Genomic DNA, 13,207 nt, shown 5'->3' with positions numbered 1-13,207 from the left:
TCTATGCCGCTTGATGCGGGATAGGAGAGCTATCGCTAATGCTGCCCATCCGGGGCGGCTTTCGTCATGCGCTGCGAGGGGATTTCATGAACTACGCCGCTGGAACAGTCCTTTCCGGTCTGGGAGCACTTTTTGCCGTGCTTCTGGCCGGATTTTCCCATGATGAGCTGTTCAGAACCCATATGTGGATTCTGTTCGCTACACTGGCCATCTTCACCATTCTTCTAATGCGAAATGCCAACTATGGCCTGACGCCGAAAAAGGTCGACCAATCCACCTATATGGATGGTCCGATCCGCTATGGTGTCATCGCAACAGTCTTCTGGGGTGTGATCGGCTTTCTGGTCGGTGTAGTCATTGCCGCACAGCTCGCCTTTCCCGATCTCAACCTGCAGCCTTATCTGAACTTCGGCCGCCTGCGTCCGCTGCACACTTCGGCGGTTATCTTCGCATTCGGCGGCAACGCGCTGATCTGCTCGTCATTCTATGTCGTGCAGCGTACCTGCCGCGCCCGCCTCTTTGGGGGCGATCTTGCCTGGTTCGTGTTCTGGGGCTACCAGCTTTTCATCGTGATGGCCGCAACCGGCTATCTGCTCGGCATCACGCAGAGCCGCGAATATGCCGAACCCGAATGGTATGTCGACATCTGGCTCACCATTGTCTGGGTCGCCTATCTGGTCGTCTTCCTCGGCACGATCCTGAAGCGCAAGGAGCCGCATATCTATGTGGCGAACTGGTTCTACCTGTCCTTCATCATCACCATCGCCATGCTGCACATCGTCAACAACCTGGCGATCCCGGTTTCCTTCCTTGGCGTGAAGAGCTATTCCGCCTTTGCCGGCGTTCAGGATGCGGTGACGCAATGGTGGTACGGCCATAATGCCGTTGCCTTCTTCCTGACAGTGCCGTTCCTGGCCATGATGTACTATTTCGTGCCGAAGCAGGCAGAGCGTCCGATCTATTCCTACCGCCTGTCGATCGTGCACTTCTGGTCGATCATCTTCCTCTATATCTGGGCCGGCCCGCACCATCTGCATTACACGGCTGTTCCCGACTGGGCGCAGACGCTCGGCATGGTGTTCTCGATCATGCTCTGGATGCCATCCTGGGGCGGCATGATCAACGGCCTGATGACGCTTTCGGGCGCATGGGACAAGGTTCGCACCGATCCGATCATCCGCCTGATGGTTGCAGCTATCGCCTTCTACGGCATGGCGACCTTCGAAGGCCCGATGCTGTCGATCAAGGCCGTCAACTCGCTGTCGCATTATACCGACTGGACCATCGGCCACGTTCATGCGGGTGCGCTCGGCTGGAACGGCATGATCTCGTTTGCCGCCGTCTACTATCTGGCGCCGAAGCTGTGGAACCGTCAGCGGCTCTATTCGATCCGCATGGTCAACTGGCACTTCTGGCTGGCGACGCTCGGCATCGTTCTCTACGCGGCTGCCATGTGGGTTGCCGGTATCCAGCAGGGCCTGATGTGGCGCGAATACGACGATCAGGGCTTCCTCGTCTATTCCTTCGCGGAAACCGTGCTCGCCATGTTCCCCTATTACGTCATCCGTACGCTTGGCGGTGTGTTCTATCTCGCTGGCGGACTGCTGATGGCCTGGAACGTCTATCAGACCATTCGCGGCAATCTGCGCAATGAAGCCCCCATGGGCGGTGCGCAGCCTGCAACTGGCGCCACCGTGCAGCCTGCCGAATAAGGAGCGTGTGATTTATGTCGATACTAAAGAACCACTCCAAGCTGGAGAAAAATGCAACGCTGCTGCTGATCGCATCGCTCGCCGTGGTTACGGTTGGTGGCATCGTTGAAATCGCACCGCTCTTCTATCTCGAAAATACCATCGAGAAAGTGGAAGGCATGCGCCCCTATTCGCCGCTGGAACTCGCGGGCCGTGACGTCTATGTGCGTGAAGGCTGCTACCTTTGCCACAGTCAGATGATCCGTCCATTCCGCGACGAAGTGGAACGCTACGGTCACTACAGCCTTGCGGCGGAATCCATGTACGATCATTCGTTCCAATGGGGTTCCAAGCGCACCGGTCCGGACCTTGCGCGCGTCGGCGGACGCTATTCGAACGAGTGGCACGTGCAGCACCTTATCCGCCCGCGCGACGTGGTGCCCGAATCGGTCATGCCGAGCTACGCCTTCCTGAAGGACCGTCCGCTGGACGCCTCCAACATTGCAGGCAATCTGAAAGCCAATGTGGCAGTCGGCGTACCTTACAGCCAGGAAATGATCGACAGCGCGCTTGACGATCTGAAGGCTCAGGCAACGCCTGACGCCGATACATCCGGCGTCGAGGCACGCTATCCCAAGGCCAAGCTCGGCGATTTCGACGGCAATCCGCAGATGATCTCGGAGATGGACGCGCTCATCGCCTATCTCCAGATGCTCGGCACGCTGGTCGATTTCTCGACCTACGACCAGTCCCCCAAAGCGAGATAAAGCGGAGATTTAGCGATGGATTACAACACCATGCGCACTTTCGCCGATAGCTGGGGTCTGCTCGGCATGGCGCTCTTTTTCCTCTTCGTCGTCTTCTACGCCTTCCGGCCAGGCAGCAAGCAGATAGCCGACCACGCGAAGGACATTCCTTTCAAGGATGACGCAAATGACTGACAAGCAAATCGACGATGTCACCGGCGTAGCGACAACCGGCCACGAATGGGATGGCATCAAGGAACTCGACAATCCAATGCCCCGCTGGTGGCTGTGGACATTCTACGCCACCATTTTCTGGGCGATTGCCTATGTCATCGCCTATCCGGCCTGGCCGCTGATCTCCAGTTCCACTGGCGGCATGCTCGGCTGGTCGAGCCGTGGCGCTTTCTGGGAAGAAACGGCCAAGATCGACAGCGAGCGTCAAGGCATCATCGACCAGATCAAGGCCAAGGACGTGCAAGAGATTCTGGCTGACGAAAACCTTCGTCAATATGCGATTGCCGGTGGCGCCGCCGCCTTCCGAGTCAATTGCGTGCAGTGCCACGGTTCCGGCGCTCAAGGTGCCCCCGGTTATCCGAACCTCAATGATGATGACTGGCTGTGGGGCGGCTCCATCGACGACATCCTGACGACCATTCGTCATGGTGTGCGCTCGCAGGATGATGCCGACACCCGCGTTTCCGAAATGCCGGCTTTTGTCGACGTGCTGGAACCGCAGCAGATCCGTGATGTTGCTGCCTATGTGGTCAGCCTCTCCGGTACGCCGCATAATCCGGAATTGGTACCGGAAGGGCAGAAGGTGTTCGCCGAAAACTGTGCTGTCTGCCATGGCGCCGATGCCAAGGGCCTGCGCGAGTTCGGTGCCCCGAACCTGACCGACGCCATCTGGTTCTACGGTTCTGGCGAAGACGCAATCGCGCGCCAGGTCGCGCATCCCAAGCATGGCGTCATGCCCGCATGGGAAACACGCCTCGGCGATGCCACCGTCAAACAGCTTGCCATCTTCGTCCATTCGTTGGGTGGCGGCGAATAGCTGGGGCACAAGCCCCAGCTACAGGGCAGTAAGGCAATAGGGCAGTAAGGCAGTAGGGAAATGAGGAACTAGGGACAGTATTGATCGCGGCCATCACATACTGCCCTATTGCCTCACTGCCCTATTGCCCTCCTCTCCCCAAGGAGCAAAAAAATGTCAGACGATGTCGAACGCATAGACGTTCAGGCAGTCAACTCCCCCAAGACCCGCCAATCGCTTTATGCGGCGCGGGTGAAGATTTTTCCGAAGCGTGTGCAGGGCGAGTTCCGGCGCTTCAAATGGATTGTCATGCTCATTACGCTGGGCATCTACTATCTGACGCCCTGGTTACGCTGGGATCGCGGCCCCTATGCGCCCGATCAGGCGGTGCTGATCGATCTTGCCAACCGCCGCTTCTATTTCTTCTTCGTCGAAATCTGGCCGCAGGAATTCTACTACGTTGCGGGCCTGCTCATCATGGCGGGCCTCGGCCTGTTTCTCGTGACCTCTGTCGCGGGCCGCGCCTGGTGCGGCTACACCTGCCCTCAGACCGTCTGGGTCGATCTCTATCTGGTTGTCGAGCGCGCCATCGAAGGTGACCGCAATGCGCGCATGAAGCTCGACAAGGCCCCATGGACTTTCGACAAGGTCTGGAAGCGGGTTGCCAAACATTCCATCTGGCTCGTTATCGGCGTGCTGACCGGCGGCGCATGGATTTTCTATTTCGCCGACGCGCCGCAGCTGCTCAGGGATTTTGTGACAGGTCATGCCGCGCCCGTCGCCTATTTCACCGTCGCCATCCTTACCGCCACCACCTATATATTCGGCGGACTGATGCGCGAGCAGGTCTGCACCTATATGTGCCCGTGGCCGCGCATCCAGGCCGCGATGCTGGACGAAAATTCGCTCACCGTTACCTATAATGACTGGCGCGGCGAACCGCGTTCACGCCATTCCAAGAAGGCGATTGCCGCAGGGGAAACCGTGGGCGATTGCGTGGATTGCAATGCCTGTGTCGCCGCTTGTCCGATGGGCATCGACATTCGCGACGGTCAGCAGCTCGAATGCATCACCTGCGCGCTGTGCATCGATGCCTGCAATTCGGTGATGGACAAGATCGACAAGCCGCGCGGTCTCATCTCCTATGCGACACTGGCCGATTACAACTCCAACATGGCGCTCGCCACCAATAATGGCACGGCGCCCATCGACCCGACGCGTGTCTATAAGGCGCCGAACAGCTTCTCGGACAAGGTGCAGAACCTCTCCTGGAAGAAGGTGTTGCGCCCGCGCAGCATGTTCTACTTCGCCGTATGGGCGCTGATCGGCCTGACGCTCGTCATTTCGCTCTCGACCCGCCAGCGCATCGGCATCAACGTGCTGCATGACCGCAATCCGCAATATGTGCTTCTGTCGGACGGATCGATCCGCAACGGCTACACGGTCAAGCTGCTCAACATGATCCCGACGCCGCGCACCTTCCGACTTTCCATCGAGGGGCTGCCCGGAGCAACGCTGACCGTTCAGGATGAAACAGCGGATGCAGACGGCAATTACAACGTGCCGGTGGAGCCGGACCGTCTGAAGACGTTGCGTGTCTTCGTCACCATGCCGCATGATGCGATTACCGATCTGCGCCGCGACTATGAAATCGAGGTGCGTGACGCGAACGGCGCAGAACATGCACGCTACAAGGCAACTTTCATGGCACCGGAGGGCAGATAATGTCGATCAAGTCGAAAACCGCAGGCACATTTACCGGCTGGCATATGCTGGGCATCATGCTCGCTTTCTTCGGTGTCATTATCGCGGTCAACCTGACCATGGCCTATAATGCCATCCAAAGCTGGAGCGGGCTTGTCGTCCAGAACACCTATGTCGCCAGCCAGGAGTTCAACGACAAGGCGCAAACCGGCAAGGAGCAGGCCGCCCTGCAATGGCAGTCGAAGCCCGCCTTTGAAAAAGGCATATTCACCTGGCAGCTGGCCGACCGTGAAGGCAAGGCCGTCGCGATGACCGGCGGCACGGTTGAATTCAAACGCCCTGTCGGCGACGTAAATGATACCAAGGTCACGCTGACCGTTCGCGAACCCGGCGTTCTGACTGCGCCGCTGGAACTTGGCGAAGGCGCGTGGATCATGGAAGTGAATGCAGATGCAGGTCTTGAAGACCCCTATCGGCACATCATCCGCGTTCTGGTGAAGGATGGGAGGATGCTATGAGCTGCTGCGTCGAGAATGCACAGATAGCAACTGTCGTTCAGGCCGTTTCGGCAGATGAAATGCAGGTGGCGAGTCGTGCGCTCGGTGACGGCTTTCGCCAGCTCGACCTGTCGGTTCCCGGCGTTCATTGCGGGTTGTGCATCAAGAATATCGAGGAAACGCTTGGCAGGATCGCGGGCGTTGCCTATGTCCGCGTCAACCTGACGGCGCGCCGTGTAACCGTACGCTGGAAAGATGGCGAGACGCCGCCCGATGTTGTCGATCCGCTGCGCTGGCTCGGTTATGAAGCCCATATTTTCGACATGGCGCAGGACAAGGACCCGACCTTCACGCGGCTGCTGATCGCGCTTGGCGTCGCGGCCTTCGCTTCCAGCAATGTGATGCTCCTGTCCGTCGCCGTATGGTCGGGAGCCGATGCCGCGACACGCGACATGTTTCACTGGATTTCCGGTCTCATCGCCCTGCCGACACTGATCTATTCCGGCCGGATTTTCTATGTTTCCGCCTGGAATGCGCTGCGCGCACGACGCGTCAACATGGATGTGCCGATTGCGCTAGCCATCACGCTTGCCTTCGGCATGAGTGTTTATGAAACCCTGAATCATGGCCAGCATGCCTATTTCGATGCATCGGTGACATTGCTCTTCTTCCTGCTGATCGGCCGTACGCTTGATTATATGATGCGCGCCCGCGCCCGTTCCGCCGTGCGCGGCCTGGCACAGCTGGGCTCGCGCGGCGCCGTTGTCATCGGCGAGAATGACGAGCGCAATTACCTGCCGGTCAACGAAATTCGCCCCGGAATGCGTATCATTCTTGCGGCTGGCGAGCGTGTTCCAGTCGATGCCAAGGTGGAAGAAGGCCGTTCGGAACTCGATTGCGCCATTGCATCGGGTGAAAGCGATGCCGTGCCTGTCGGCCCCGGCTCGGATATCCGCGCAGGCACGCTCAATCTTTCCACGCCGCTTGTCATCCGCGCGACGGCGGAAGCCAAGGATTCCTTCCTTGCCGAAATGGTGCGACTGATGGATGTGGCCGAAGGCGGGCGCGCCTATTATCGCCGTCTTGCCGACCGCGCTTCCGAGCTTTACGTGCCGATGGTGCACACGATTGCCTTTGCGGCCTTTGTCGGCTGGATGTTCTACACCGGCGGCGACTGGTATCGCTCCATCTATATCGCGATCTGCACACTCATCATCACCTGCCCCTGCGCGCTCGCCCTTGCGGTGCCGATTGTGCAGGTGGTCGCGGCCCGCCGCCTGTTTGAAAACGGCATCATGATTAAAGACGGCTCCGCCATGGAGCGGATGGCCGAGGTGGACACCGCCATTTTCGACAAGACCGGCACATTAACCCTCGGTCAGCCGAGACTGATCAATGCAGATGCCATTGATCGCCACAATCTCGAAATTGCCGCCGAGCTGTCGCTTTACTCGCGTCATCCGCTGTCGCGGGCGCTTGCGCTGTTCTCGGGCGCAAAACCCGTGACCGCCTTTACCCGTATTGAGGAAGTGCCGGGAGCGGGCATCGAAGCAGAACTGAACGGTTCCATCTATCGGCTCGGCAAGCGTGACTGGGCGGACAGTAGCGCCGCCCTGTCCCATGCCGATGGCCCAGAGACCTGCCTTTCCATCGACGGCAAACTGGTTGAGACCTTCCGCTTCGAAGACCAGCCACGCGAGGACGCTGCCGGAGCGATCGCCACACTGAAGCGCAACGGCCTGAAGCTTGACATCATTTCGGGTGACAGGCTGCCTGCCGTCGAGAGGCTTGCGGGTTATCTTGGTGTTGACAATTTTCAAGCCGAAGTCCTGCCCGCCGACAAGTCGAAGCTGGTGCAGGAACTGTCAGCCGAGGGGCGCAAGGTCCTGATGGTCGGCGACGGCCTCAACGATGCGCCCGCACTCGTCGCAGCCCATGTTTCCATGGCTCCTGCGACCGCTGCCGACATTGGCCGCAACGCTGCGGATTTTGTCTTCCTGCGTGAAAGCCTGTCTGCCGTGCCGCTCGCCTTTGCCGTATCAAAGGAAGCAGGCCGGTTGATAAGCCAGAATTTTGCACTTTCCATCGGCTATAATATCATAGCCGTGCCGATTGCGATTTTCGGCTATGTCACACCGCTGGTGGCCGCACTTTCCATGTCGCTGTCGTCCATCGTGGTCGTCAGCAACGCATTGCGGTTGCAGGCGGGAAAACAAAAGCAACAGACGCAGAAAGCCATCGCGCCTGTTGCCGTCATCAAGGAAGCGCACAAATGAGCGGGCTTATCTTTCTCATTCCCATCGCGCTGTTTCTGGGCCTGCTTGGCCTTGTCGCCTTTCTCTGGTCGTTGAAAAACGGCCAGTATGACGATCTGGATGGAGCGGCAAACCGTATTTTGCTCGATGATGAAACTAGTCCGTTATCAAAATCGCGCGTAGATCATTAACATTGGTGCCCGTTGGTCCCGGCACGAACAGGTCGTCAATGGCGTCGAATGCCGTCCATGCATCATTGGCATTGAGCCGCGCTGCGCCGTCCTCGCCCGCCTGTTGCAAGCGCAAAATGGTGGAACCATCGGCAAAAGCACCTGCATTATCTTCCGAACCGTCAATGCCGTCCGTGTCGGCGGCGAGCGCGTGGATATTGTCATAGCCATCGATATCGAGTGCGAAAGACAGCAAGAACTCGCTGTTGCGCCCTCCTTTGCCCCCCTTGCCGCGAATGGTAACGGTCGTTTCACCGCCTGATAGAATGACCACCGGCTTCTGGAAGGGGCGGTCACGGTCGGCCACCTCACGGGCAATTGCCGCATGAACATGCGCTACTTCCCGCGCCTCGCCTTCCATCGCATCGGACAGGATCACCGCTTCGACGCCATGGCGCGCGGCTTCCTTCACCGCCGCTTCCAGCGAAACGGCGGCGGAAGCGATGACGCGCACTTCATTATTTGCAAAAACCCTATCACCCGGCTTCGGCGCATGGGCGGCTTCACTCCTGATGTGGGCAAGTGCTGCCTCTGGCAGATCGAGCCGATAGCGTTCGATGATTTTCAAAGCCTCATCGCGGTCTGTCTCGTCCGGCACGGTCGGGCCGGAAGCCACAAAAGCCGGATTGTCGCCCGGAATATCCGAGACAACGAGCGAGAACACCTTTGCCGGATGGGCGGCTGCAGCAAGCCTGCCGCCCTTGATGGTGGACAGGTGCTTGCGGACTGCATTCATCGCCGAAATCGGCGCACCGGAAGCAAGCAGCACCTTGTTGACGGCGATCTCGTCCTCAAGCGTCAACCCTTCCGGCGGCGACGGTAGCAAGGCAGACCCACCACCGGAAACAAGCGCCACCACGAGATCATCTTCCGTCAGGTTCGACACTGCATCGAACAGCCGCTTCGAGGCGGCAAGCCCCGCCTCGTCGGGAACCGGATGCGCCGCCTCGATGATCTCTATGCGCTCGCAGGGTGTGCCATAGCCATAGCGTGTCACCACAAGGCCTTCGAGCGGAGCGTCCCACGCCCTTTCGAAAGCGGCCGCCATCTGTGCCGAGCCCTTGCCCGCACCGATGACAATCGTCCGTCCCTTCGGTTTGGCCGGAAGATTGGCGCGGATCACCAGTTCAGGATCGGCAGCCGCAACCGCGGCATCGAAAAGGTTGGTCAGAAACTTCTTGGGATCGGTGATGGCTGTCATGAGATTCCCGATATTGATTATTGTTGGGCGGCACTATTCCCCGCCCGAGGTGTAAAATCAATGGAGCCGGCCACTTCCTCCAAGCAGCCAGCTCCACCCTCTCCCTCCAGAGAAATCAGATTCCCGAATTAGGCGACGTCGTGGTTCGCCATCCGCTCCAGAGCGCGCACCAGCCCCGAATGGTCGAGACCATCATCGCCATGCGCAGCGCATGAATTGAACAGTTCCTGTGCCGTGGCCGTGTTCGGCAGCGAAACACCGAGCGCCTTTGCGCCCTGCAGTGCAAGGTTCAAATCCTTCTGGTGCAGCGAGATACGGAAACCAGGATCGAAAGTGCGTTTGATCATGCGTTCGCCATGCACTTCGAGAATGCGGGACGATGCAAAGCCGCCCATCAGGGCTTCACGCACCTTCGCCGGGTCGGCCCCTGCCTTGGAAGCAAAAACCAGCGCTTCGGCTACGGCCTCAATGTTGAGCGCGACGATGATCTGGTTTGCGACCTTGGTGGTCTGGCCATCGCCGCAATCGCCGACGAGCGTGATGTTCTTGCCCATGAGCTTCAAGAGCGGCAGAGCGCGGTCGAACGATTCCTGCGAGCCGCCAGCCATGATGGAGAGGCTGGCATTCTTCGCGCCGACCTCGCCGCCGGAAACCGGCGCATCGACATATTCACCGCCGGTTGCGCGGACCTTCTTTGCGAACTCTTTTGTCTCGATAGGGGAAATCGAGCTCATGTCGATGAGCAGCTTGCCTTTGCCAAGACCACCGATTGCGCCACCTTCACCGAAGATGACTTCGGCCACCTGCGGCGTGTCCGGAAGCATGAGGATGATGGTGTCGCACTCTTCGGCAACAGCCTTCGGCGTTTCCAGAATTTGCAGACCGTTATCGATCAGCTCCTGACGCGGTGGAGGATTGAACCGGGAGGTGAAAAGCTGATGTCCCGCATCCTGCAAATGACGCGCCATCGGCGTGCCCATGATCCCCAGTCCGATGAAGCCTATCTTGGCCATGTCGTTTACTCCCTAATCAAACCTATGCAGTCAGCCGTTCGGCTTCGTATGAAAGTTTTTCCTCACGCATTATCCAACGCAAAACCGCTTCGCACTTTTGCTGGAAATGCTTTGAACCAGCCCAGACCTTCCTCAGTGGTGGTCTTCGGCTTGTATTCGCAGCCGATCCAGCCCTTGTATCCGGCGTTTTTCAGTGCTTCGAACACGTTCGGATAATTAATCTCACCGGTGCCCGGCTCGTTGCGGCCCGGATTGTCGGCAAGCTGGATATGGGCAATCAGCGGCTTGTAACGTTCATAAGTCGCAACCAGTTCGCCGCGTGTCCGCTGCTGATGGTAGAGGTCGTACTGGATGAACAGGTTGTTGCTGCCCACTTCATCGATGATCGAAACCGCCTGCTCCACCGTGTTGAGGTAGAAGCCCGGAATGTCATAGTGGTTGATCGGCTCGATCAGCAGGCGAATGCCGTGCTTGCCCAGTTCCTTTGCGGCCAGACGCAAATTGCTGACGAAAGTGGCGCGCAAGACGTCTGGGTCCACGCCCTGCGGGGCAATCCCCGAAAGACAGTTGACCTGCGAACAGTTGAGCGTCGTGGCATAATCGATGGCATCGGCCACACCGCGTCGGAAATCATCGACGCGATCCGGCAGAACCGCAATGCCACGCTCGCCGCCAGCCCAATTGCCCGCAGGCAGATTGTGCAGGACCTGCGCCAGATTATGCTTGGTCAGCGCCGCCTTCAGCTCATGCCGGTTGAACTCATAGGGGAAGAGATATTCCACCCCGGTGAACCCGGCTTTTGCGGCCAGCGCAAAGCGATCCATGAAAGGCGCTTCATTGAAAAGCATTGTGAGATTGGCTGCAAATCTCGGCATTTTCGCCTCCTTATAATTCTCTATTTGCGCAATTGCGGACAAAACCGGGAATTGCTCTTAATCCAACAACGCTGCGATAGCTGTCGGCGCATCTTCGCCACGTTCGGCCAGTTCCTCGAATTCGACAACCTGATCGATGTCGACACCCATGGAAATATTGGTAACGCGTTCCAGGATGAATTCCAGAACCACCGGCACCTGATGCTCAGCCATGAGCGCTTTTGCCTGTTCAAAACTTTCGGCAAACTGGTTGGGGCTGCGAACCCGGATCGCCTTGCAGCCGAGGCCTTCGGCGACGGCCACGTGATCGACGCCGTAACCCTTTTCCGCATCGCCATCGGCATTGATGTTATCGAAGGCGAGACTGACCTCGAAATCCATGTTGAAGCCGCGTTGTGCCTGCCGGATGAGGCCGAGATAGGAATTGTTCACGACCACATGAATGTAGGGCAGCTTGTGTTGTGCGCCGACCGCCAGTTCCTCGATCATGAACTGGAAATCATAGTCACCGGAAAGTGCAACAATCGGACGGTCTGGATCGGCAGCACGCACGCCGAGCGCTGCTGGCAGCGTCCAGCCGAGCGGACCGGCCTGACCGCAATTGATCCAGTTGCGTGGGCGATAGACATGCAGGAACTGCGCGCCTGCAATCTGGCTGAGGCCAATGGTCGTGACATAGCAGGTATCGCGACCGAACGCCTTGTTCATCTCTTCGTAAACGCGCTGCGGCTTGAGCGGCGTCTGGTCGAAATGCGTCTTGCGCAGCATGGTGCGCTTGCGTTCGCCACATTCCTTGGCCCAGTCCGACCAGTCGCGCAGCTTGCCTGCAGACTTCCATTCGGTCGCAACGTCCAGCAGCAGCTTCAGCGCCTTGCCTGCATCCGAAACGATACCGAAATCCGGTGCGAAGACGCGACCGATCTGCGTCGGCTCAATGTCGATATGGATGAACTTGCGGTCCTTCCTGTAGGTATCGACATTGCCGGTATGACGGTTCGCCCAGCGGTTGCCGATGCCGATCACGACATCGGAGGCCAGCAGATTGGCATTGCCATAGCGGTGCGAGGTCTGGAGACCGCACATGCCCGCCATCAGGCGATGGTCGTCTGGAATGACGCCCCAGCCCATCAGGGTCGGGATGACCGGAATGCCGGTGATTTCAGCGAATTCGACCAGAAGATCCGACGCATCGGCATTGATGATGCCGCCGCCCGCGACGATCAGCGGACGTTCCGCCTCGTTCAGCATGGCCAGCGCCTTTTCGGCCTGCGCCCGCGTGGCAGCAGGCTTGTAGGCTTCCATCGGCTGATAAGTGTCGATGTCGAATTCGATTTCGGCAAGCTGGACATCAATCGGCAGGTCGATCAGAACCGGGCCGGGACGACCCGACTTCATGATGTGGAACGCCTTCTGAAAGACATAAGGCACCAGTGCCGGTTCCATGACCGTGACCGCCCACTTGGTGACGGGCGCTGCGATCTTGGCGATATCGACCGCTTGAAAATCTTCCTTGTCCAGACGTGCACGTGGTGCCTGACCCGTGATGCAGAGGATCGGGATCGAGTCGGCTGACGCCGAATAGAGACCCGTAATCATATCCGTTCCGGCGGGGCCGGAAGTGCCGATGCACAGACCGATATTGCCATGCTTTGCCCGCGTATAGCCTTCGGCCATATGCGAAGCGCCCTCGACATGACGCGCCAATATGTGGCGGATCGAACCGCGCGCTTTCATCGCTGAATAAAACGGATTGATCGCTGCGCCCGGCACACCGAAGGCACAATTGATCCCTTCTCTTTCCAGCACAAGCACGGCTGCATCGACTGCACGCATTCTGGCCATGGCCCATCCTCCTCAAGCGGCGTCCGTTCCTGCGGAACGGCTATTGCCGCTTTGTTTCTTTTTCTCACGCATTTCCAGACGCAAAAGGCTTACGCACCTTTGCTGGAAACGCTTTGTGGAATT

12 protein-coding genes are annotated in these 13,207 nt (G+C 58.6%); 8 read left to right on the top strand and 4 right to left on the bottom strand.

The features are described from left to right. The first annotated feature begins 86 nt into the window (after positions 1-86). From ccoN to ccoS, 8 genes are all read left to right on the top strand, one after another. The gene (gene ccoN / locus JNC70_RS06835) at positions 87-1,712 is read left to right on the top strand and encodes a cytochrome-c oxidase, cbb3-type subunit I (protein WP_104756524.1); all 1,626 of its coding nucleotides are present in this window, start codon (positions 87-89) and stop codon (positions 1,710-1,712) included. A 14-nt stretch (positions 1,713-1,726) separates the two neighbouring features. Further along, complete coding sequence (gene ccoO / locus JNC70_RS06830) at positions 1,727-2,458, top strand: cytochrome-c oxidase, cbb3-type subunit II (protein ID WP_104756496.1); 732 nt, start codon at positions 1,727-1,729, stop codon at positions 2,456-2,458. Between the two features lie 15 nt (positions 2,459-2,473). Further along, on the top strand, positions 2,474-2,632 hold the full coding sequence (locus tag JNC70_RS06825) for a CcoQ/FixQ family Cbb3-type cytochrome c oxidase assembly chaperone (RefSeq protein ID WP_010658290.1): 159 nt from the start codon (positions 2,474-2,476) through the stop codon (positions 2,630-2,632). Then, positions 2,625-3,488 carry a cytochrome-c oxidase, cbb3-type subunit III gene (gene ccoP, locus JNC70_RS06820; protein ID WP_104756497.1) on the top strand — a complete coding sequence of 288 codons (864 nt, stop codon included), beginning with the start codon at positions 2,625-2,627 and terminating at the stop codon, positions 3,486-3,488. Before JNC70_RS06825 ends, ccoP begins: the two co-directional genes overlap by 8 nt. Before the next feature lie 153 nt (positions 3,489-3,641). Then, a complete protein-coding gene (gene ccoG, locus JNC70_RS06815; RefSeq protein ID WP_104756498.1) occupies positions 3,642-5,192 on the top strand; it encodes a cytochrome c oxidase accessory protein CcoG in 1,551 nt (516 codons plus the stop codon). Beyond that, positions 5,192-5,689: a FixH family protein gene (locus JNC70_RS06810; RefSeq protein WP_104756499.1), complete on the top strand. Its 498-nt coding sequence runs from the start codon at positions 5,192-5,194 to the stop codon at positions 5,687-5,689. The genes ccoG and JNC70_RS06810 overlap by 1 nt, the downstream gene beginning before the upstream one ends. Beyond that, entirely contained in the window at positions 5,686-7,944 is a 2,259-nt protein-coding gene (locus JNC70_RS06805; protein ID WP_104756500.1) for a cation-translocating P-type ATPase, read from the top strand. The genes JNC70_RS06810 and JNC70_RS06805 overlap by 4 nt, the downstream gene beginning before the upstream one ends. Further along, positions 7,941-8,114, top strand: coding sequence for a cbb3-type cytochrome oxidase assembly protein CcoS (gene ccoS / locus JNC70_RS06800; RefSeq protein WP_104756501.1), 174 nt, complete (start codon positions 7,941-7,943; stop codon positions 8,112-8,114). Before JNC70_RS06805 ends, ccoS begins: the two co-directional genes overlap by 4 nt. Here ccoS and JNC70_RS06795 read toward each other — a convergent pair. The 4 genes from JNC70_RS06795 to gcl all read right to left on the bottom strand — a co-directional run bounded on the left by JNC70_RS06795 (position 8,080) and on the right by gcl (position 13,084). Next, positions 8,080-9,354, bottom strand: a complete 1,275-nt coding sequence (locus JNC70_RS06795; RefSeq protein ID WP_104756502.1) for a glycerate kinase type-2 family protein — start codon at positions 9,352-9,354, stop codon at positions 8,080-8,082. The genes ccoS and JNC70_RS06795 overlap by 35 nt on opposite strands. A 128-nt stretch (positions 9,355-9,482) precedes the next feature. Next, positions 9,483-10,367, bottom strand: coding sequence for a 2-hydroxy-3-oxopropionate reductase (locus JNC70_RS06790; protein ID WP_029925676.1), 885 nt, complete (start codon positions 10,365-10,367; stop codon positions 9,483-9,485). A gap of 62 nt (positions 10,368-10,429) precedes the next feature. Then, positions 10,430-11,242 (bottom strand): hydroxypyruvate isomerase, encoded by an 813-nt coding sequence (hyi, locus tag JNC70_RS06785; RefSeq protein WP_104756503.1) that lies wholly within the window; start codon positions 11,240-11,242, stop codon positions 10,430-10,432. A 57-nt stretch (positions 11,243-11,299) separates the two neighbouring features. Further along, positions 11,300-13,084 (bottom strand): glyoxylate carboligase, encoded by a 1,785-nt coding sequence (gene gcl / locus JNC70_RS06780; RefSeq protein WP_104756504.1) that lies wholly within the window; start codon positions 13,082-13,084, stop codon positions 11,300-11,302. Positions 13,085-13,207: the final 123 nt, after the last annotated feature.

This window comes from Brucella oryzae (assembly GCF_041929965.1).
Lineage (GTDB): Bacteria > Pseudomonadota > Alphaproteobacteria > Rhizobiales > Rhizobiaceae > Brucella > Brucella oryzae.
Note: the sequence above shows the minus strand (reverse complement) of the source record. Positions and strands in the feature narration are given on the sequence as shown.

Bases quoted from the DNA above. Each gene is read 5' to 3' on its own strand.
- ccoN (WP_104756524.1), top strand. From the start codon at position 87: ATGAACTACGCCGCTGGAACAGTCCTTTCCGGTCTGGGAGCACTTTTT.
- ccoO (WP_104756496.1), top strand. From the start codon at position 1,727: ATGTCGATACTAAAGAACCACTCCAAGCTGGAGAAAAATGCAACGCTG.
- JNC70_RS06825 (WP_010658290.1), top strand. From the start codon at position 2,474: ATGGATTACAACACCATGCGCACTTTCGCCGATAGCTGGGGTCTGCTC.
- ccoP (WP_104756497.1), top strand. From the start codon at position 2,625: ATGACTGACAAGCAAATCGACGATGTCACCGGCGTAGCGACAACCGGC.
- ccoG (WP_104756498.1), top strand. From the start codon at position 3,642: ATGTCAGACGATGTCGAACGCATAGACGTTCAGGCAGTCAACTCCCCC.
- JNC70_RS06810 (WP_104756499.1), top strand. From the start codon at position 5,192: ATGTCGATCAAGTCGAAAACCGCAGGCACATTTACCGGCTGGCATATG.
- JNC70_RS06805 (WP_104756500.1), top strand. From the start codon at position 5,686: ATGAGCTGCTGCGTCGAGAATGCACAGATAGCAACTGTCGTTCAGGCC.
- ccoS (WP_104756501.1), top strand. From the start codon at position 7,941: ATGAGCGGGCTTATCTTTCTCATTCCCATCGCGCTGTTTCTGGGCCTG.
- JNC70_RS06795 (WP_104756502.1), bottom strand. From the start codon at position 9,354: ATGACAGCCATCACCGATCCCAAGAAGTTTCTGACCAACCTTTTCGAT.
- JNC70_RS06790 (WP_029925676.1), bottom strand. From the start codon at position 10,367: ATGGCCAAGATAGGCTTCATCGGACTGGGGATCATGGGCACGCCGATG.
- hyi (WP_104756503.1), bottom strand. From the start codon at position 11,242: ATGCCGAGATTTGCAGCCAATCTCACAATGCTTTTCAATGAAGCGCCT.
- gcl (WP_104756504.1), bottom strand. From the start codon at position 13,084: ATGGCCAGAATGCGTGCAGTCGATGCAGCCGTGCTTGTGCTGGAAAGA.